The following is a 19,789-nucleotide window of genomic DNA, read 5'->3' on the forward strand; positions in this document are numbered from 1 at the left end:
AACCACATCATGAGTGCCATATCACTTCCCCGCCCGCTGCTGGTCCTGCTCGCGGTTGCCGCAGGTGCCAGCGTTGCCAACGTCTATTACGCGCAGCCGCTGCTGGATCAGCTTGCACGCGCCTTTGCGCTGGACCGGGCCATGGCTGGCGCGGTGCTGGCTGCTACCCAGGCCGGTAGCGTGCTGGCGTTGCTTGGCCTGCTGCCGCTGGCGGACCGTGGTGACCGGCGACGCCTGCTGCGGCTGCAGTTGATCGCATTGGTGCTGGCGCTGCTGTGGCTGGCAGCGTCACGCACGGCGGGCTGGCTGTTGTCGGGCATGCTGCTGGCCGGCTTGCTGGGCACGGCGCTGACCCAGGGCCTGATCGCCTATACCGCCATGCTGGCACCGCCCGAGCAGCGCGGTCGCGTGGTCGGTGTGGTGCAGGGCGGCGTGTTCATCGGCCTGCTGCTGGCGCGCGTGGTGTCCGGTACGGTGGCGGCGGCCTTTGGCTGGCAGATGGTCTACCTGTTGTCAGCAATGGTGATGGCGGGGTTGGCGGCGCTGCTGTGGCGGCGCCTGCCCCCAGTACCGGTGCCGTCGGTTCCCCCACGCTGGCGCGAGCTGCTGGGCTCGATGCTGGCCATGCTGCGCCGCGATCGAACGCTGCGCGAGCGTGGGCCGCTGGCACTGCTGCTGTTTGCCGGCCTCAATGTGTTCTGGGCGGCGGCACCCTTGCCGCTCTCGGCGCCACCGCTGCATTGGTCGACCGCCGCCATCGGTGCACTGGGCCTGGCCGGGGTGATCGGTGCGCTGCTGGCGGCGCGGGTAGGGCACTGGATGGACCGTGGTTTCGCGCATCCGGTCAGCGTCGGTGCGCTGTTGTTGATGCTGGTTGCGTGGTGGCCCTTGCTGGGCCTGCCGCAGTCGCTGTCGTTGCTGCTGTTGGGCGTGATTGTGCTCGACCTGGGTGGGCAGGCACTGCACGTATCTAACCAGGCATTGCTGCTGCGCGCGCCGGCTGAACAGCATGGACGCCTGGTGGCTTTGTACATGCTGTTCTATGCGGTGGGCAGTGGTGCCGGTGCAGCGGCCGGGCCGTGGATGCAGGCGCGCCATGGCTGGCCGGCGGTATGCCTGTTGGGGGCGGTCATCGCGTTGCTGGCACTGCTCTGGTGGGCAGCGTGGTGGGTGGTGGCGGTGAAAGCAGCGGCCGGCGGCCGTATCGGTAGTGCCGGCTGTCAGTAGAGTCGACTGTCAGTCGACTGCTCTTCGCCCTGCGTGCGAAAAACCCCGCGGTGCGCGCGATAGTCGACCCGCGGTCGACTCTACCTGTCCTGCCGTCATCGCTGCAGTGCGCGCCGTCCCGGCGCTTCCTGCAGGTCCGCACTGGCCACCACCACGCGGTTGCGGCCGCTGCGCTTGGCCTCGTACATTGCCGCGTCGGCACGGGCCATCAGCCGCTCGTAGTCCGGATGGCCGTCGTGGCCGGCCACGCCGATGCTGGCGGTCAGTGCCAGCACCTGGCCGTTGGCCAGTGCCACCGGCGACTGTGCGATCTGCCGCCGCAGGCTCTCGGCGATCACGGTCGCCTGCGATTCGCTGGCAGCCACCAGTACCACCACGAATTCTTCGCCGCCATAGCGGAACAGGTAGTCGCTGCCGCGCGTGAGCTGGCCGAGCAGGCCGGCGACGTGCTGCAACGCGCGGTCGCCGGCATCGTGGCCGTGGCCGTCGTTGATTGCCTTGAAGTGATCCAGGTCGAGCAGCAGCAGCGAGAATGGTGTGCGGTTGCGTGTGGCCAGCTCGATTTCCCGGCGCAGCACGGTGGGCAGGAAGCGACGGTTGAGCAGGTTGGTCAGCGCGTCGCTGCCGGCATCCAGTTCGCCGATGCGCTCGAACAGCAGTGTCATCAGGGTGCGGATGGCGGCCAGGTCCTCGCGGATGGCCGGCAGCACCGCCAGTCGCTGCGCCGGAGCATCGCCGCTCGCGCGCTGCAGGTGGCCATCAATGCGGGCCATCAACTGGCCCACCTGCTGCGTTTCGCTGCTTTCGCCGAAGCTGGGGATGCCCTTGTGGGTGAACCACAGGCCGAACTCCGAGGTAGCCAGGCTGGCGTTGTCGCTGGCCTGCACGTGGCCGGCCAACGCGTAGAGCAGGGCGTTTTCCCAGTCCAGCAGCAGTGCGCGCTGGCGCTCGCGTTCGGTACCGACGTTCTGTACCAGCGAGAACAGCCGGTAGGCGGCGTCGGCACGGGTGGAGCGCTCGCGCGCGTGGGTGTAGGCCAGGGTCATGCCTTCCATGGCGATATCCATGATCGCGCTGAGGCAGTCGATGGCGGCAAATGCGGTGTCGCTGTCCGGTGCATCGTCGCGCAGGCGCACGAACAGTTCGTGCTTGAGCACACGCGCACCGCGGGTAACCAGGTCGACCGGAATGCCGACGCGGGCGTGCACGTCGCCGATGATCCGCTGCGAGGCCACGGTGTTGGCGATGCCGCTGGCATCAGTGGTCAGCAGCTGCGCCAGCCAGCGCTGCATGGCCGGCTGCAGGCGCTGCTTGACCTGGTCGTGGGACAGGAAACGGCGCGCACGGGTGTCCTGCAGCAGTACTTCGTAAAAGCGCTGGGCCAGCGCGGGTGGGGCATCGGTAGCAGCGGCCGTGAGCAGCGCGGTGGCGGCAGGGCCGGCCTGCAGCAGACACTGCTGCCAGGCCTCGGCCAGCGGCTGGCTGGCATCGTCCAATTGGGGTGGTTCCACGTCGATCTCTGACTGCGTACGGCAAACCACGGGTATCGGCCGCGGCGGCATACGGTTGATGGCGGGTTAGCCGGCCAGTTTACGCGCGGTGCAGGGTTGCACGGTGCGCAAACCACATCGGCGCCGCTGCGGCAATGAGTGAACGCATTTGAGAATCAATCGCATTGATGGGAGAATGCGCGCACGGAACGGGCTGCAGGTGCCTGCTGCAGGACTGCTCCGCCTCCCCCTCGTCGTTGCCTCAAGCCCTTTGCCAGAGGCCCCGTAGCCCTGCCAGAAGGTCCTGATCATGTCCCCTGCCGTTGTCCTTTCGCCGCGCCCGCTGGCGCTTGCCGTTGCCGCCCTGCTGGCCGGCAGCGCCCTGACCGCCCACGCCGAAACCGACGCCACCGATATCGACACGGTGCACGTCACCGCCTCGCAGATCGCGCGCCAGGCCCTGGGTACCTCGACCATCACCGCAGAGGACATCGCCAGGCGCCCGCCGGCCAACGACATCGCCGAGCTGCTGCGCACCATGCCCGGCGTCAACCTGACCGGCAACAGTGCCTCGGGCCAGTACGGCAACAACCGCCAGATCGATCTGCGTGGCATGGGCCCGGAAAACACCCTGATCCTGGTCGACGGCAAGCGCATCGGTGCGCGTGATGCCGTGCGCATGGGCCGCAGCGGTGAGCGCAATACCCGCGGCGATACCAACTGGGTGCCGGCGGAAATGATCGAGCGCATCGAAGTGCTGCGTGGCCCTGCAGCGGCACGTTATGGCTCGGGTGCTTCCGGTGGCGTGGTCAACATCATCACCAAGCGCCCGACCGGCGACCTGACCGGCGCGGTCGACCTGTATGGCCTGGTGCCCGAGCACAGCGCCGAAGGCGGCAGCGAGCGCGTCGGCCTGCAGCTGAGCGGGCCGATGACCGACACCCTGTCGTTCCGCCTGTACGGCAATCTCAACAAGACCGACGCCGATTCGCTGGAACTCAATCGTGACTTCGCGACGAATCCGAACGCGGTGCCGCCGGCCGGTCGCGAGGGCGTCAAGAACCGCGATGTCAACGCGCTGCTGCGCTGGGACGTGACCGCCAACCAGGTGGTCGAATTCGAAGCCGGCACCAGTCGCCAGGGCAACATCTATGCTGGCGACCGCGCGGTCAGCACCACCGGTACCTCGACACCGATCGATCTGGGGGCGTTGGCCGAGCAGCAGGCCGAGACCAACCGCATGTACCGCAACACCGGCGCGATCACCCATCGCGGCCGCTGGGGTGATGTGACCTCGCGGGTAACGGCTGCAGTGGAGGCGGTGAACAACTCGCGCATCAACGAAGGCCTGGCCGGTGGCCCGGAGGGCAGCTTCAACGGCACCGACTGGTCGACCTCGCGCCTGCGCAACTACCAGCTGGACGGCGAAGTCAGTTTCCCGACCACGCTGGGTGGTGCCGAGAACATCTGGACGCTGGGCTTTGAATACCTGGACAGCCGCCTGACCGACCCGTACTCGATGAGCCAGTCCAGCAGCAGCGGCGGCGGCATCCCGGGGCTGTCGGCCGATCGCGCACGCGGCAAGTCCGACGCGCAGACCACCGCCGTGTTCGTGGAAGACAACATCTACCTGGGCGAGCGCTGGATCGTCACCCCGGGCCTGCGCTTCGACCACCACAGTCAGTTCGGCAACAACACCAGCCCCAGCCTCAACGCGCAGTTCCGCATCAACCGCGACTGGGTGGTGAAGGGCGGTATCGCCCGTGCATTCAAGGCGCCGAACCTGTACCAGTCGAATCCGGACTATCTGTATTACACCCGGGGCAATGGCTGCCCGAATGCACTGCCGAGCCTGGGCGCCGGCTGCTACATGCGCGGCAACTCGGACCTGAAGGCGGAAACCAGCCTGAACAAGGAACTGGGTATCGAGTGGGCACCGCAGAGCGGCTGGCAAGCGTCGTTGACCTACTTCCACAACGACTACAAGGACAAGATCCAGGCCGGGTACAACCAGATCGGGCTGACCGCCGACACCAAGGGCCGCATCTTCCGCTGGGAGAACGCACCCAAGGCGATCGTGCAGGGTCTGGAAGGCAACCTGGTGGTCCCGCTGCTGGGCGAGCAGGGCAACCGCCTGAAGTGGAGCAACAACTTCACCTACATGGTGGAGAACGAGAACAAGAGCACCGGCCAGCCGCTGTCGGTGATTCCGAAGTACACCGTCAACACGATGCTGGACTGGCAGGCCACCGACAAGTTGTCGCTGCTGCTGACCGGCACCTTCTACGGCAAGCAGAAGCCGGCCACCACCAACATCAACAATGATCCGCGCTGCACCGGCACCTGCGATCCGTCGATCGCGCTGCAGGACCGTGGTGCGTACAACATCTGGGGCGTGAGCGCGCGCTACAAGGTGACCGAGACGGTCAGCTTCGGTTTCGGCGTCAACAACCTGGCCGACAAGCGCCTGTTCCGCGAGGCCAACAGCAGCGATGCCGGCGCGGCGACCTACAACGAGCCGGGCCGCGCGTACTGGGCCAGCCTGCGCTTCGGGTTCTGACCGCAGGCGGACGTCGGTCCGCTGCGTTCGCCAGGCGTGGCCTGGCGTTGCCGGCCGCGCTCCGGTAGCACCGGGCCATGCCCGGTGAGGGACCGCGTGGCCTGCAATGTTATAAACACCGTGATAGTTTCCCAACGCCCTCCGGCGTAGCCTGCCTCCCATCGCAAAGGAGCTGTTGCCATGGGCCACGACCACGATCACCTGCCATCCGAGATCCGCCACGAGAAACCCTTGTGGTGGGCACTCGGCCTGACCTCCACCTTCCTCGTCGTCGAGGTGGTGGGCGCGTTCTGGACCAACAGCCTGGCACTGCTGTCAGACGCAGCGCACATGGCCACCGATGCGCTGGCGCTGATGATCGCACTGGTCGCGGTGCGGCTGAGCCGGCGCCCGCCGGACGCGCGCCGCACCTACGGCTATGCGCGCCTGGAAGCGCTGGGCGCGATGATCAACGGCGCGATGCTGTTCGTGGTTGCCGGCTATATCCTGTGGGAGGCCATTGGACGTTTCCGCGAGCCGCAGGAGATTGCCTCGTCGGGCATGCTGGTGATTGCCGCGGCGGGCCTGGTCATCAATCTGATCTCGATGCGCCTGCTGCAGGCCGGCAGCGGCGAGAGCCTCAACGTGAAGGGCGCCTACCTGGAAGTGTGGGCAGACATGCTCGGCTCGGTGGCCGTGATTGCTGGCGCGCTGTTGATCAAGTGGACCGGCTGGAAGCCGATCGATCCGATCCTGGCGGTGCTGATCGGCCTGTGGGTGTTGCCGCGCACCTATGTGCTGATGCGCGAGGCGATCAACGTGCTGCTGGAAGGCGTGCCCAAGGGCATGGACGTGGCCAAGGTGCGCAACAGCCTGTCCGGCCACGCTGCGGTACTGGACGTGCATGACCTGCATGTGTGGGCGCTGGCCTCCAGCACCCCGGCGCTGACCGCGCACATCGTGATGCGCGACGGCACCGATGCCGATGCGCTGCGTCGTGATCTGGGCGGGCGCCTGCACGATGACTTCGGCATCGAGCACGTGACACTGCAGATCGAAGCGGACCACTGCGGCGAAGCCTGTGGTGAGCCGGCGCCGGCCAAGGCCGGCGAGCACGAGGGCCATGAAGGCCATGACCACGGCGAGGACGCGCAGGGCCACCGCGGCCACGTGCATCGCTGAACGAGGATGGCGACCGCGCCGGGTGATGCCCGGTGCGGTCATTCGTCCCGTCGCGAGGCCAGCCGATCCGCCAGCCGGGTCGGTTCCGGCAGCCGGTACCCGCGCAGGGTGCGCTGTACCCAGTCCAGCGCGGTATCCGCACTGACCCGATGGCCACCGGCCACGAACAGCGGCTTGCAGCGAATCTTGCTGCGCAGCACCCAGCCCAACTGTTCATCGCCATCCAGCAGCGGCGTATGCGCACCGGCCTCGGCGCCCGGTTCGACGAACCTGCCCACCAGCTTCGACTTGGCCACGCCGATGCTCGGCAGGTCGGTGACCACGCCCAGATGCGCGGCCACGCCCAATCGTCGCGGGTGGCTGATGCCATGGCCATCGACGAACACCAGGTCCGGCGTATGCGGCAGCAGCGCCAGCGCGGCCAGCAGTGCCGGCAGCTCGCGGAAGCTGAGCAGTCCGGGGATATAGGGCATCACCGTGGGGATGCGCGCGATCTCCTGCGCCACGGGCTGCAGCGTCTCTGCGTCCAGCAGTACCGCCGCGGCGCGGGTGATGGCGCCATCGTCCTCGAAGCCGACATCCAGCCCGGCCAGCCAGCGCACGTTGCGTGGCAGGCGGTCCTGGCGCTCCACGCGGCCAGCCAGCTGGATCTGCTGCTTGCGTGCCGCGGCGACGCTGCCTTCCCAGCGCCCGGGGTCGATCACCGTATTCATTGGTCACAGCATCGCATGCGCGGTGCCACGGCCCGGTGAGCGGCGCCCGGGGCTACAATGGCGGCCTGCCTTTCCTCGCGTTGGAGACCCTGCAGTGACCCGTAAACTCGTACTGTTGCGCCATGGCCAGAGCCAGTGGAACCTGGACAACCGCTTCACCGGCTGGGTCGATGTCGACCTGACCGAGCAGGGGCGCCGGGAAGCGGCTGCCGCGGGTCGCCTGATGCGCGAGGAAGGCCTGCAGTTCGACGTTGCCCACACTTCCGTACTCAAGCGTGCCATCCACACCCTGCAGGGTGCACTGGCCGAGCTGGAACAGGACTGGCTGCCGGTGAACAAGTCCTGGCGCCTCAACGAACGCCATTACGGCGGCCTGCAGGGCCTGGACAAGGCCGAGACCGCCGCCAAGCACGGCGAGGACCAGGTCAAGGTGTGGCGTCGTTCGTACGATATCCCGCCGCCGGCGATGGACCTGGAAGATCCGGGCCACCCGATCCATGACCGCCGCTACGCTGGCCTGGACCGCAACGCACTGCCGGGCACCGAATCGCTGGCCACCACGCTGGACCGCGTGCTGCCGTACTGGCACGACGCCATCGCGCCGCAGCTGAAGGACGGCAAGACCGTGCTGGTCACCGCCCACGGCAATTCGCTGCGCGCGCTGTACAAGTACCTCAACAACGTCTCGCGCGAGGAAATCCTCGAGCTGAACATCCCGACCGGCATCCCGCTGCTGTTCGAACTGAACGACGACCTGACGGTGAAGTCGTTCCGCTACCTGGGCGACCCGGAAGCAGCGCGCAAGGCCGCTGAAGCCGTGGCCAACCAGGGCAAGGCGAAATAAAACAGAAGGCCGGCGCAAGCCGGCCTTCGCTTTTTGTAGAGTCGAGCCATGCTCGACTGCTGTTGGCCTCTTGCCGCAAGGACAATAAACCCGGAACGGAGAGCAGTCGAGCATGGCTCGACTCTACATAAGCGCGTCCTGTGACCTTTGGCCGGTCCCACCGCAGGCCCCCCCGGCTACCCTGTGAAATTACCTGCAGGAGAGCCTCATGAACGTCCGCAACCTGGTCCCGCTGGGCCTGACCATCGCCATCGCTGCCTCGCTGGCGGCCTGTGGCAAGAATGAAACCGCGCCGGCGGCCAGCGCCGACGCCAAGCCGGCCTTCGACCTGTCGCAGATCAAGACGCCGCTGATCTCGCTCAACAGCGCCGACCTGGATCCGGCCATTTCGGCCTGTACCGACCTCAATGGCTTCGTCAACAGCAAGTGGCTGAAGGCCAACCCGGTGCCGGGCGACCAGACCACCTGGGGCAGCTTCGAGATCCTGCGCGAGCGTTCGCTGGAAGTGCAGCACACGCTGGTGCAGCAGGCCGCCGCCAGCCAGGCCAAGGCCGGCTCGGTGGAAGCCAAGATCGGTGACATCTGGAAGACCGGTAACGACGAGGCCAAGATTGAAGCCGCCGGCCTGGCGCCGCTGCAGCCGCAGCTGGACAAGATCACCGCGCTGAACGACACCGCCGCCATCACCCAGTACCTGCGCGACAGCCAGGCCGAGGGCAAGGGCGTGCTGTTCTCGCTGTTCGCCAATGCCGACTACAAGGATTCGGCCAACGTCATCGCCTACGTCGGCCAGGGCGGCCTGGGCCTGCCGGAGAAGGGCTACTACTTCGACGATGCGCAGGCCAAGATCCGCGATGCCTACGTGGCCTACATCGCACAGGTGCTGACCCTGTCCGGCGTGGACGCGGCACGGGCCGCCGAGCAGGCCAAGGCCGTGATGGCCTTTGAAACCCGCCTGGCCAAGGCCTCGATGTCGCGCATCGAAATGCGTGACCCGGCCAAGCGCTACAACCCGCTCAGCGCCGCCGACGCCGACAAGCTGACCCCGAACTTCAGCTGGACCGCGCTGTTCGACACCCTGAAGGTGCCGGCCGCGCAGAAGTTCTCGCTGGCCCAGCCGGGCTTCTTCAGTGAAATGGACAAGATGCTGGCCGATACCATGCCCAGCACCTGGCAGGCCTACCTGCGCTTCCACACCATCGACGACGCCTCGCCGTACCTGAGCAGCCAGTTCGAGAAGGCCAACTTCGATTTCTACGGCACCACCCTGCGTGGCCAGAAGGAAATGCAGCCGCGCTGGAAGCGTGTGCTGGAGTCGGTCAACGGTGGCATGGGCGAAGCCCTGGGCCAGCTGTACGTCGACGCCGTGTTCCCAGCCGAATCCAAGGTGGCCATGCAGCACCTGGTGGAAAACCTGTCGCAGGCGCTGAAGGCGCGCCTGGAGCAGCTGCCGTGGATGGGCGAAGAAACCAAGAAGAAGGCCCTGGAGAAGTGGGCCAGCTTCACCCCGAAGATCGGTTACCCGGACAAGTGGCGTGACTGGGCGGGCCTGCAGACCAACGGCGACAGCTACCTGGGCAACATGCAGGCGGCGCGTGCGTTCAATTACCGCTACATGCTGGACAAGATCGGCAAGCCGGTGGACAAGACCGAGTGGGGCATGACCCCGCAGACCGTCAATGCCTACTACAACGCCACCAAGAACGAGATCGTGTTCCCGGCGGCGATCCTGCAGGCACCGTTCTTCGACGCCAAGGCCGATCCGGCGCTGAACTACGGCGGCATCGGTGCGGTCATCGGCCACGAGATGATGCACGGCTACGACGACTCGGGCAGCCAGTTCGCTGCCAACGGCAACTTCGACAACTGGTGGACCGACGCCGACCGCAAGGCCTTCACCGAACGTACCGACCAGCTGGTCGCGCAGTTCGATGGCTATGAATCGGTGCCGGGCGTGTTCGTGAAGGGCAAGCTGACCCTGGGCGAGAACATCGGCGACCTGGGCGGCTTGACCGTGGCCTACGACGCGTTGCAGATGGCGCTGAAGGAAGATCCGAAGGCGAATGTCGAAGTCGATGGTCACAGCCAGGACCAGCGCTTCTTCATGAACTGGGCTACCGTGTGGCGCCGCAACTTCACCGACGGTGAGCTGCGCGTCCGCCTGAACACCGACCCGCACGCGCCGGCCAACTTCCGTGCCAACGGCGCGCCGTCGAACATGCCGTCGTATGCCGCTGCGTTCCAGTGCAAGGCCGGCGACGCGATGGTGCGTGCCGACGACAAGCGCGTGGTGATCTGGTAACCGATCGCAGGTGATGCGTGATGCAGAAGGCCCGGCGAACGCCGGGCCTTTTGTTTGTCTGATCGGTAGCGCCGGGCCATGCCCGTCTCAGGCCAGCGCCGGCTCCTGCGCCAGCATGCGATGGAAGCGCTGCAGCACGTAGGGATCGATCAGGCCGCCGGATTGCTCGTCAATGATCCGCAGCACCTTTTCGTGCTCCATCGCGGTGCGGTAGGGACGCACGCTGGTCATCGCGTCGTAGGCATCGGCGATGGTGACGATGCGTGCACCGAGTGGAATGTCTTCGCCGCGCAGGCCATCGGGATAGCCACTGCCATCGAAGGCCTCGTGATGGGTGCGGATCAGCCGTGCCACCGGTACGGCATCGCTGCGGCCGGTGGCCATGAAAATGTGCTCGCCACGCACCGGATGCTCGCGCATGATCGCGCGCTCCTCGTCGGTATGCCGGCGCGGGGCCAGCAGCACATCGTCGGGAATGCCGATCTTGCCGATGTCGTGGAAACGGGCGGCCAGGCCGATCTGCGCGCAGGCTTCATCGTCGAGATCGCAGCGTGCGGCCAGGCGCTGCGCGAGCAGTCCGACGCGATCGCAGTGGTGGCGGGTGTAGGCGTCGCGCATCTGCAGCGACATCGAGAGGGCATCGATCAGGCAGGCCTGCGCGTGCAGCAGGTCGGGGGCGGGTACGGCGTCAGGAAACATGGTCATCCGCCCGCACCGGGTGGGGACCGGTGCGGGGTATTCGGGGGCGATCAACCCGGGGCGAGGGTGGTCAGAAGGGCGCGGGCCGCATTGAAGCGGTCTTCCGGCAACGGCAGCGGGTGCTTGATGCGCAGCTTGTCAGGCCCTTCCATGGCGTAGAGATTGGGTTGTTTCTGGATCAGCTGGATCACCGCCATCGGATCGATGTTCGGCTTGGACTCGAACACGATGCGGCCACCGTTTTCGCCCAGGTCCAGCTTGCGGATGCCCAGCGTATTGGCCTTCAGCTTCAGCTCGGCGATGGCGAACAGGTGCTTGGCCGCATCCGGCAGCAGGCCGAAGCGATCGATCATCTCCACCTGCAGTTCGCGCAGCGCATCGCTGTCGCGCGCGCTGGAAATACGCTTGTACAGGGTCAGGCGGGTATGCACGTCCGGCAGGTAGTCTTCCGGAATCAGCGCCGGCACATGCAGCTCGACCTCGGCACCGCGCACTTCCTCGCCGGCATCCAGGTCGGGCAGTTTGCCCTGCTTGATGCTGCGCACCGCGCGCTCCAGCAGCTCGGTGTAGAGGCTGAAGCCGACCTCGGCCATCTGCCCGCTCTGGTCCTCGCCCAGCAGTTCACCGGCACCGCGGATTTCCAGATCGTGCGTGGCCAGGGTGAAGCCGGCACCGAGCTCGTCCATCGACGCGATCGCTTCCAGGCGCTTTTCCGCATCCGGGGTGATCGAGCGGCGGTCGGGCGCCACCAGGTAGGCGTAGGCGCGGTGGTGCGAACGACCGACGCGGCCACGCAGCTGGTGCAGCTGGGCCAGGCCGAAGCGGTCGGCGCGGTTGATGATGATGGTGTTGGCGTTGGGGATGTCGATGCCCGATTCGATGATCGTGGTCGACAGCAGTACGTTGAAGCGCTGCTTCTGGAAATCAAGCATCACCTTTTCCAGCTCGCGCTCGGGCATCTGCCCGTGGGCGATGCCGATGCGCGCCTCCGGCACCAGCTCGGACAGCTCGCGCTGCATGCGGCCGATGCTTTCCACGTCGTTGTGCAGGAAGTACAGCTGGCCACCACGCGCCAGCTCGCGCTGGAAGGCTTCGCGCAGCAGCGCATTGTCCCACTGGGTGATGAAGGTCTGCACCGCCAGCCGGTTCGGCGGCGGCGTGGCGATGATCGACAGGTCGCGCAGGCCGGCCATGGCCATGTTCAGCGTGCGCGGAATCGGCGTGGCGGTCAGTGTGAGCAGGTGCACGTTGGCGCGCAGCGCCTTCAGCGCTTCCTTCTGGCGTACGCCGAAACGCTGCTCCTCGTCGACGATGACCATGCCCAGGTCCTTGAACTTCACGTCCGGCTGCAGCAGGCGATGGGTACCGACGATGACGTCGATGGTGCCGGCGGCGACCTTTTCCAGCTCGGCCTTGATTTCCTTGGTGGTCTTGAAGCGCGACAGCACCTCGACCTTCAGCGGGTAATCGGCGAAACGGTCGCGGAAGTTGCGGTAATGCTGTTCGGCCAGCAGCGTGGTCGGCACCAGCACGGCCACCTGCTTGCCGGCACTGGCGGCGGCGAATGCCGCACGCACCGCCACCTCGGTCTTGCCGAAGCCTACGTCGCCGCAGACCACGCGGTCCATCGGCTGGCTGCTGGCCAGGTCGCGCAGGGTGGCGTCGATCGCGGCCAGCTGGTCCGGGGTTTCCTCGAACGGGAAACCGGCCGCGAACGGTTCGTACATCGCGCGGTCTACCTGCAGCGCCAGGCCAGCACGGGCCTGGCGGCGGGCCTGGATCTCCAGCAGCTCTGCAGCCACGTCGCGCACCTTCTCGGCGGCCTTGCGCTTGGCCTTGCTCCACTGTTCGCCGCCCAGCGAATGCAGCGGCGCGGTTTCCGCCGAAGCACCGGAGTAGCGGCTGATCAGGTGCAGCTGGGCGACCGGCACATACAGGCGGTCGCCCTTGGCGTATTCGATTTCCAGGAACTCGCCGGGCATGCCGCCGACGTCCATCGCAATCAGGCCGCGGTAGCGGCCGACGCCATGATCCTCGTGCACGATCGGCGCACCCTCGGTCAGTTCACCGAGGTCGCGGATGATCGCTTCCGGCTCGCGGCCGGCACGGCGCGTGCGGCGGGTGCTGCCGGCGCGCTCGGGAAACAGCTGGCGCTCGGTCAGCACCGCGATGCGCGGATCGTCCAGTGCGAAGCCATCCTCCAGCGGCGCCACCGCGATCGCGAAGCGCGCATCGTCGGCGAGGAAGCTGGGCAAGTCGGCCACCACCGGCGGCTTCAGCTCGGCGGCCTGCAACACTTCCAGCAGCGCCTCGCGACGCCCGGGCGAATCGGCGGCAATCAGCACCCGGCCCGGATAATGGCCGAGGAAGGATTTCAGCGCGTCGCCAGTGGGGGCCTCGCGCGCGGCCACCGGCAGCGGCGGCAGCGGCTGGTCGCCCAACGCATGGGCATCGGCGATGCGCGCGTGGTCAGCCGACCACACTTCGATGCGCGGGGCATCGTTCAGACGCTCGCGCAGTAGTTCCGGCGACAGATACAGCGCCGACGGCGGCAGCAGCGGCCGTTCCACATCGTGGCGGCGCTGCTCGTAACGCTCGCCGGTCTGCGCCCAGAACGCCTCGGCGGCTTCGCCGGCACCGGCGCAGACCACCGGCAGGCTGCCGTCGGGCAGGTAGTCGAACAGGGTCGCGGTGCGTTCGAAGAACAGCGGCAGGTAGTACTCGACGCCGGCCGGGGCCAGCCCGGACTTCAGATCCTGGTACAGCGCGCTGCGCCGGGTATCGACATCGAAGCGTTCGCGCAGCGTGGCCAGCACGCGGGCGATGCTGGCTTCGTCCATCGGCACTTCGCGGCCCGGCAGCATGTGCACCGCCTCGACCTTGTCGAGCGAGCGCTGGCTTTCCGGGTCGAAGGCACGGATCGAGTCGATGTCCTCGTCCAGCAGCTCCACCCGCAGCGGCTCGTCGGCGCCCATCGGGAACACATCGAGCAGGCCGCCGCGCACGGCGAAGTCACCCGGGTCCATCACCTGCGGGACGTTGCGGTAACCAGCACTTTCCAGGCGACGCTTCTCGGCTTCCAGATCCAGGCGCTGGCCGACCTTCATGTCGAAGCTGCCACCGATCACGTAGCTGCGCGGGGCCAGCTGCTGCAGCAGGGTCTGCACCGGCACGATCACCAGGCCGCGCTTCAGCGTGGGCAGGCGGTGCAGGGCGGACAGGCGCTGCGAAATGATGTCCGGATGCGGGCTGAAGCGGTCGTAGGGCAGGGTTTCCCAGTCCGGGAAGGCCACCACCGGCAGGGCCGGATCGCCGCCGAGCAGGGTCTGCAGGTCGGCTTCAAGCTGGTTGGCTCCGTGGTTGTCACGGGCGATCACCAGCAGCGGGGCGTCGTGCGCACGCGCGGCCTGGGCCAGATACCAGGCCAGGGCGGTCGGCGATGCGGGGGCGCGCCACCAGGCGCGGAGCTGGCCGGCGCGCGGCAGCGGCGGGGCGGGGTATGAGGTACGCGACATGGACCCCGGATTTTAGCAGAAGCCCGATCGAAGCCCGGCGAGTCGTGCCGGCCGTTGGCCGGCCGCCTCATGTGCGGTTGGGGGAACGCAATGCCGGCCAGCGGCCGGCACTACCGGAATGACGCGCCGGGCGATGCCCGGCGCATCCATCAGTTGTCCAGCTCCAGCACCATCCGCACCAGGCCTTCGGCACCGGTCGGGTGCGGGACCGGCTTGAAGCCCAGCGAGGCGGCCAGCTGCTTCATCGGCTCGTTCTCGGCGGCAACGTCGCCGTAAAGACGGTCCAGGTACTTGCCGCGGCCCCACTTCACCAGCTTGCGCATCAGCTGCCGGCCGAGGCCCTGGCCAATGAGGAAGCGGCTGATCAGGATCGCGTACTCGGCTTCACGGGTACCGGGGATGATCGAGGCCCGGGCGACCGCGCCGACCACCGCTTCGCCAGCGGGCAGGGATTCGGCTGCGACCAGGGTGATCTCGGTCTTGGGATTCGGGTGGGTCAGGCGCTGGGTGGTTTCCGGCGACAGCTCGGTCACCGCCTGCAGGAAACGATCACGGATTTCTTCCGGCCCGAACAGGCTGAACGCCGCTTGCAGCGGCGCGCCATCTTCCGGGCGGATGGGGCGGATCAGCAGCTCGTGGCCGCTGGGAGCCTTGAAGATCTCATGCCAGGGCGGCATGCGGTTGCGAGTGGCCATACCGGGTGATTCCTTGGTGGTCCATCGATTGTGGCATCACCGGGGCTGCATTCCGTGAACGAAAGGCTCACAGCGGTACAGCCTCGTGAAGGCCGTTATTCGGGGGCTTTGAGCCAATCCAGGCGGGTGCTGGCACCGGGTTCACCCAGGTGCTGGCGCAGCGCCGGCAGGGCCGGGCCGACCACCCGGTCGAACTGCCAGGGCGGGTTGAGCAGCAGCATGCCGCTGCCGTTGAGGAGCAGCGGCGAGTCGTCCGGCCGCACCAGGAACTCGATCGTCATCGCCGATTTCACCGGCAGGGCGGTGGCCTTGCGCAGGAAGTGCAGGATAGTGCGGCGCTGCTTGATCGGGAACCACACCGCGCAGGTAGCCTGCGGCCAGCGCGCCAGGGTCTCGGCCAGCGCGGCCAGGACGGCCTGGTATTCGGCGTCCTGGGCCTCGTAGGGCGGGTCGATCAGCACCAGGCCGCGGCCGATCTTGCTGCCGTTGAACTTCGGCGGCAGCAGCGAGCGCAGCAGCGCATAGCCATCGCCCGCCCGCACGTCGACGCGGCTGTCATGGGCGAACAGGGCCTTCAGCGTGGCCGTTTCGGCTTCCTGCAGCTCACAGACCGCCATGCGGTCCTGCGCGCGCATCGCCTGCGCGCTCAGCAGCGGCGAGCCCGGGTAGTTGGTCAGGGCGCCCACCGGATTATCGGCCTGCACCGCCTTCAGATAGCGCTCGACCACCTCCGGCAGCTTGGGCTGGGCCATCAGCCGCATGATCCCGGATTCAGCCTCGAGGGTCTTGCGGCTCTCTTCGCTGGCCAGCAGGTAGCGGCCGGCGCCGCCGTGGGTGTCGAGCACAAAGAACGGGCTGTCCTTGCGCTTGAAGCTGTCGATCAGGGCCAGCTGCACGATGTGCTTGAGCACATCGGCGTGGTTGCCGGCATGGAAGGCGTGGCGATAGTTCATGGGCGGCAGTGTACGGGGCGGCGGCCGCAGCGGCTATGCTGCGCGCCATGACAGCTCCTGTTGCCCATGTCCTGGTGGTCGAGGACGAAGCCGCCATCGCCGAAACCGTGCTCTATGCGCTGCGCAGCGAGGGCTATGCCGCCAGTCACTGCCTGTTGGGCGGTGAGGCCCTGCAGCGGCTGCAGGCCGGCGATATCGATGTGCTGGTGCTGGACGTGGGCCTGCCCGATCTTGGCGGCTTCGAGGTCTGCCGGCGGCTGCGTGCGCAGCCGGGGCCGGCGGCGCAGCTGCCGGTGATCTTCCTGACCGCGCGCAACGACGAAGTGGACCGCGTGCTCGGCCTGGAGCTGGGCGCCGACGACTACATGACCAAGCCGTTCTCGCCGCGCGAGCTGGTCGCACGGGTGCGTGCACGCCTGCGCCGTGCGGCGCCGGTCGTCGCAGCGCCCAGCGCCGATGCGGGCTGGCAGGAGCATGGCGCGTTCGCCATTGACCGCGAGGGCCGGCGCATCCGCTTCCGCGGCCATGCGCTGGACCTGACCCGCTATGAGTACGCACTGCTGGAAGCGCTGCTGCAGCGCCCGGGTGCCATCCTCAGCCGCGCGCAGCTGATGGACCGGGGCTGGGACAGCAGTGCCGACAGTGCCGACCGCACCGTCGACACCCACGTCAAGACGCTGCGCGCCAAGCTGCGCGCGGCCGGTGCCAGCGACGACCCGATCCGCACCCACCGTGGCCTCGGCTACGCGCTGGAGGTCTAGCCGATGCGCCTGGTACTGAAGCTGTTCCTCGGCTTCTTCCTGATCACCGGCATCGCCGCGTTCTTCGTGATGCGCGTGTTCGTCAACGAGGTGAAGCCCGGTGTGCGCCAGGCGATGGAATCGACCCTGGTCGATGCGGCCAACGTGCTGGCCGAGATGGCCGCCGCCGACGTCAAGGACGGCACCATCCGCAGCGGCAGCTTCACCCGCAACCTGGCCAAGGCGCGGCAGCGCGACCTGAAGGCAATGGTCTGGCGTTTCCCCAAGCGCTCGCTGGATTACCGGGTGACCATCACCGATGCCAAGGGCATCGTCATTTACGACTCGCTGGGTCGTGACCTGGGCCGCGACAATTCGCGCTGGAACGATGTCTACCGCACCCTGCGCGGTGAGTACGGCGCGCGTTCCAGCCCCGAGATTGCCGGCGAAGAGGGCGATACGGTGATGCATGTGGCGGCGCCGGTATATGACCCGGCCGACGGCCGCACGCTGATCGGCGTGCTCAGCCTGGCCCAGCCGAACCGCAGCATCGATCCGTTCATCGCTGCCAGCCAGCGCGCCATCATCGAGCGTGGTGCGTGGCTGATCGGGCTGTCGGCGCTGGTCGGCGTGCTGGTGACGATGTGGCTGACCACCGGCCTCGGCCAGCTCAGCCGCTATGCACGCGCGGTCAGCGCGGGCGAACCGGTGCCACCACCACGGCGCCGCCGCGACGAGATCGGCGATCTCGGCCAGGCGCTGGAAACGATGCGCCAGAAGCTCGAAGGCAAGGCCTACGTCGAGCAGTACGTGCAGTCGCTGACGCACGAGATGAAGAGCCCGCTGGCGGCGATCCGCGGTGCCGCCGAGCTGCTGCAGGAGCCATTGCCGGAGGCCGATCGCGTGCATTTCGCCCGCAGCATCGTCGACCAGCAGGAGCGGCTGACCGAGACCATCGACAAGCTGCTGGCGCTGGCCGAAGTGGAACAGCACGGCTGGCTGCAGACGCGTGACCCGATCGCGCTGCCGGCATTGCTGGCCGATGCGGCGGCGGCCGCGCAGGTGCGCGCGCAGGCGGCCGGCGTGCAGGTCCGCATCGGCAGCGTGCCCGACCTGCGGGTGCAGGGCGACGCCTACCTGCTGCGGCAGGCACTGCACAACCTGATCGACAACGCGATTGCCTTCTCGCCGGCCGGCGCGGAGATCGCGCTGCAGGCCGAGGTGGACGGGCAGGGCGTGCGCCTGCAGGTGGCCGACCGTGGCGCCGGCATTCCCGACTACGCGCGTGAGCGGGTGTTCGAGCGCTTCTATTCGTTGGCCCGCCCCGGCAGCGGGCGGCGCAGCTCCGGCCTGGGCCTGCCGTTCGTGCAGGAGGTCGCGCGCCTGCATGATGGGCGTGCCAGCGTGGATATCCGCGAGGGCGGCGGCACCGTGGCCAGCCTGTGGCTGCCTTTGGGTGTGCCAGGCCAGCGCCCGCGCCGCTGACTTCACACTCGCTTCAAATTCGCCACAAACCCTGCTCACCGCGGCGGTCCATCCTGCAGCCCTCTCCAACGAGGATGGACCATGAAATCCCTGAAGATGCTGCTGCGGTTCGCCATTGTCGGCGGGCTGATCCTGCTGCTGCTGGTGCCGCTGACGATGATCCGCGGGGTCATCAACGAACGTAGCGCGTACCGCGACGAGGCCTTCTCACGGGTGGCCGACAGCCGCGCCGGTGCACAGCAGCTGGTGGGCCCGGTGCGGGTGGTGCCGTGGGTGGAACGCAAGCAGGTTGAACTGGTCGACCCGCTGGGCGTCAAGAAGACCGAGGTGCAGGTCACCGAGGGGCACTGGCTGCAGATGCCGGCGTCGCTGGAGGTGGGCGGCGAGATGCTGCCGAGCCAGCGTGAGGTCGGCCTGTTCAAGGTGCCGGTGTACAGCTGGAACGGCCAGATGAAGGCGACGTTCGCTGCAGACGACTATCCGGTGAAGGCCGGCCGCAGCTATGGCCAGCCGTATGTGGCGGTGGGCATTTCCGATGTGCGTGGCCTGGTCGGTACGCCGAACCTGCGCGTGGATGGCAAGCAGCTGCGCCTGCTGCCTGGCGTTGGTGCGGCCAGCGAGGTGGGGCGAGGCCTGCACGCACCGGTGGCCGGATTCGCCGAAGACCATGGCGGCACGCTGGCTGCCAGCACCGTCGAACTCGAGCTGCGCCTGGATGGCAGCCGCATGCTGTCGGTGGTGCCGGTGGGCGATGACACCAAGATCGCACTGCGTTCGAGCTGGCCGCATCCGTCATTCAGCGGTGCGTTCCTGCCCAACGAGCGTCGCGTCGACGCACAGGGCTTCGATGCGCGCTGGGCGGTGTCTTCGCTGGCCTCCGATGCACAGCGACAGCTGCGCAATGATGGTGCGGTCGAGTCGCAGGCGGTGACGGTGTCACTGGTTGATCCGGTCGATGCCTACACCCAGGCCGACCGTGCCTCGAAATACGGCGTGCTGTTCGTGCTGCTCACCTTCGTCGGCTTCATCCTGTTCGAGCTGATCAGGTCGCTGCGCATCCACCCGCTGCAGTACCTCATGGTGGGCCTGGCGCTGGCGATCTTCTTCCTGCTGCTGATCAGCCTGTCCGAGCACATCGCGTTCTGGAAGGCCTACCTGGTCTCGGCGGTGGCCTGTATCGGCCTGCAGGCGGTGTACCTGGCCAACGTGCTGGGCCACTGGAAGCGCGGCCTCGGCTTCGCTGCGCTGCTGACCGTGTTGTATGGCGCGCTGTATGGCCTGCTGGTGTCGGAGAACAACGCGCTGCTGATGGGTTCACTGCTGCTGTTCGTGATCCTGGCGCTGGCGATGTGGGTGACCCGCCGGGTGGACTGGTACGCGCTTGGCGCGGAACTGAAGTAAGGAG

At 67.5% G+C, this 19,789-nt stretch carries 14 protein-coding genes; 8 read left to right on the plus strand and 6 right to left on the minus strand.

Annotated elements, in window-relative coordinates; translation table 11 throughout:
• The first annotated feature begins 9 nt into the window (after positions 1 to 9).
• The gene (locus ACZK2R_RS06170) at positions 10 to 1,227 is read left to right on the plus strand and encodes an MFS transporter (protein ID WP_180837968.1); all 1,218 of its coding nucleotides are present in this window, start codon (positions 10 to 12) and stop codon (positions 1,225 to 1,227) included.
• Positions 1,228 to 1,322: 95 nt separating this feature from the next.
• Here ACZK2R_RS06170 and ACZK2R_RS06175 read toward each other — a convergent pair whose 3' ends face one another.
• Positions 1,323 to 2,738: a GGDEF domain-containing protein gene (locus tag ACZK2R_RS06175; RefSeq protein WP_125894485.1), complete on the minus strand. Its 1,416-nt coding sequence runs from the start codon at positions 2,736 to 2,738 to the stop codon at positions 1,323 to 1,325.
• A gap of 289 nt (positions 2,739 to 3,027) precedes the next feature.
• On the opposite strand from ACZK2R_RS06175, the gene ACZK2R_RS06180 reads away from it, so the two are divergent.
• Both ACZK2R_RS06180 and ACZK2R_RS06185 read left to right on the plus strand, forming a co-directional pair.
• A complete protein-coding gene (locus tag ACZK2R_RS06180) occupies positions 3,028 to 5,277 on the plus strand; it encodes a TonB-dependent siderophore receptor (RefSeq protein ID WP_180837969.1) in 2,250 nt (749 codons plus the stop codon).
• Positions 5,278 to 5,457: 180 nt separating this feature from the next.
• Entirely contained in the window at positions 5,458 to 6,438 is a 981-nt protein-coding gene (locus ACZK2R_RS06185) for a cation diffusion facilitator family transporter (protein ID WP_180837970.1), read from the plus strand.
• Positions 6,439 to 6,476: 38 nt separating this feature from the next.
• Here the strand turns inward: ACZK2R_RS06185 and nfi are convergent, their stop codons facing one another.
• On the minus strand, positions 6,477 to 7,151 hold the full coding sequence (gene nfi / locus ACZK2R_RS06190) for a deoxyribonuclease V (RefSeq protein ID WP_125894481.1): 675 nt from the start codon (positions 7,149 to 7,151) through the stop codon (positions 6,477 to 6,479).
• Between the two features lie 94 nt (positions 7,152 to 7,245).
• Here nfi and gpmA point away from each other — a divergent pair, with 94 nt between their 5' ends.
• Both gpmA and ACZK2R_RS06200 read left to right on the plus strand, forming a co-directional pair.
• Positions 7,246 to 7,995 carry a 2,3-diphosphoglycerate-dependent phosphoglycerate mutase gene (gpmA, locus tag ACZK2R_RS06195; protein WP_004150217.1) on the plus strand — a complete coding sequence of 250 codons (750 nt, stop codon included), beginning with the start codon at positions 7,246 to 7,248 and terminating at the stop codon, positions 7,993 to 7,995.
• Between the two features lie 208 nt (positions 7,996 to 8,203).
• Positions 8,204 to 10,297 carry a M13 family metallopeptidase gene (locus tag ACZK2R_RS06200; RefSeq protein WP_125894479.1) on the plus strand — a complete coding sequence of 698 codons (2,094 nt, stop codon included), beginning with the start codon at positions 8,204 to 8,206 and terminating at the stop codon, positions 10,295 to 10,297.
• 87 nt (positions 10,298 to 10,384) lie between these two features.
• Here the strand turns inward: ACZK2R_RS06200 and ACZK2R_RS06205 are convergent, their stop codons facing one another.
• The 4 genes from ACZK2R_RS06205 to ACZK2R_RS06220 all read right to left on the minus strand — a co-directional run bounded on the left by ACZK2R_RS06205 (position 10,385) and on the right by ACZK2R_RS06220 (position 16,159).
• Entirely contained in the window at positions 10,385 to 11,002 is a 618-nt protein-coding gene (locus ACZK2R_RS06205; protein WP_046983231.1) for an HD-GYP domain-containing protein, read from the minus strand.
• Between the two features lie 44 nt (positions 11,003 to 11,046).
• Entirely contained in the window at positions 11,047 to 14,511 is a 3,465-nt protein-coding gene (gene mfd / locus ACZK2R_RS06210) for a transcription-repair coupling factor (RefSeq protein WP_478487876.1), read from the minus strand.
• 149 nt (positions 14,512 to 14,660) lie between these two features.
• Positions 14,661 to 15,206: a GNAT family N-acetyltransferase gene (locus tag ACZK2R_RS06215; protein ID WP_004150340.1), complete on the minus strand. Its 546-nt coding sequence runs from the start codon at positions 15,204 to 15,206 to the stop codon at positions 14,661 to 14,663.
• 95 nt (positions 15,207 to 15,301) lie between these two features.
• Positions 15,302 to 16,159 carry a 23S rRNA (adenine(2030)-N(6))-methyltransferase RlmJ gene (locus tag ACZK2R_RS06220; RefSeq protein ID WP_180837972.1) on the minus strand — a complete coding sequence of 286 codons (858 nt, stop codon included), beginning with the start codon at positions 16,157 to 16,159 and terminating at the stop codon, positions 15,302 to 15,304.
• A gap of 35 nt (positions 16,160 to 16,194) precedes the next feature.
• On the opposite strand from ACZK2R_RS06220, the gene creB reads away from it, so the two are divergent.
• From creB to creD, 3 genes are all read left to right on the plus strand, one after another.
• The gene (gene creB / locus ACZK2R_RS06225) at positions 16,195 to 16,920 is read left to right on the plus strand and encodes a two-component system response regulator CreB (RefSeq protein ID WP_080355454.1); all 726 of its coding nucleotides are present in this window, start codon (positions 16,195 to 16,197) and stop codon (positions 16,918 to 16,920) included.
• A gap of 3 nt (positions 16,921 to 16,923) precedes the next feature.
• Positions 16,924 to 18,384 (plus strand): two-component system sensor histidine kinase CreC, encoded by a 1,461-nt coding sequence (gene creC, locus ACZK2R_RS06230; protein ID WP_125895781.1) that lies wholly within the window; start codon positions 16,924 to 16,926, stop codon positions 18,382 to 18,384.
• 81 nt (positions 18,385 to 18,465) lie between these two features.
• Positions 18,466 to 19,785 (plus strand): cell envelope integrity protein CreD, encoded by a 1,320-nt coding sequence (gene creD, locus ACZK2R_RS06235; RefSeq protein WP_110711667.1) that lies wholly within the window; start codon positions 18,466 to 18,468, stop codon positions 19,783 to 19,785.
• The last annotated feature ends 4 nt before the right edge of the window (positions 19,786 to 19,789 follow it).

The organism is Stenotrophomonas sp. 96582_Sma (assembly GCF_056480905.1).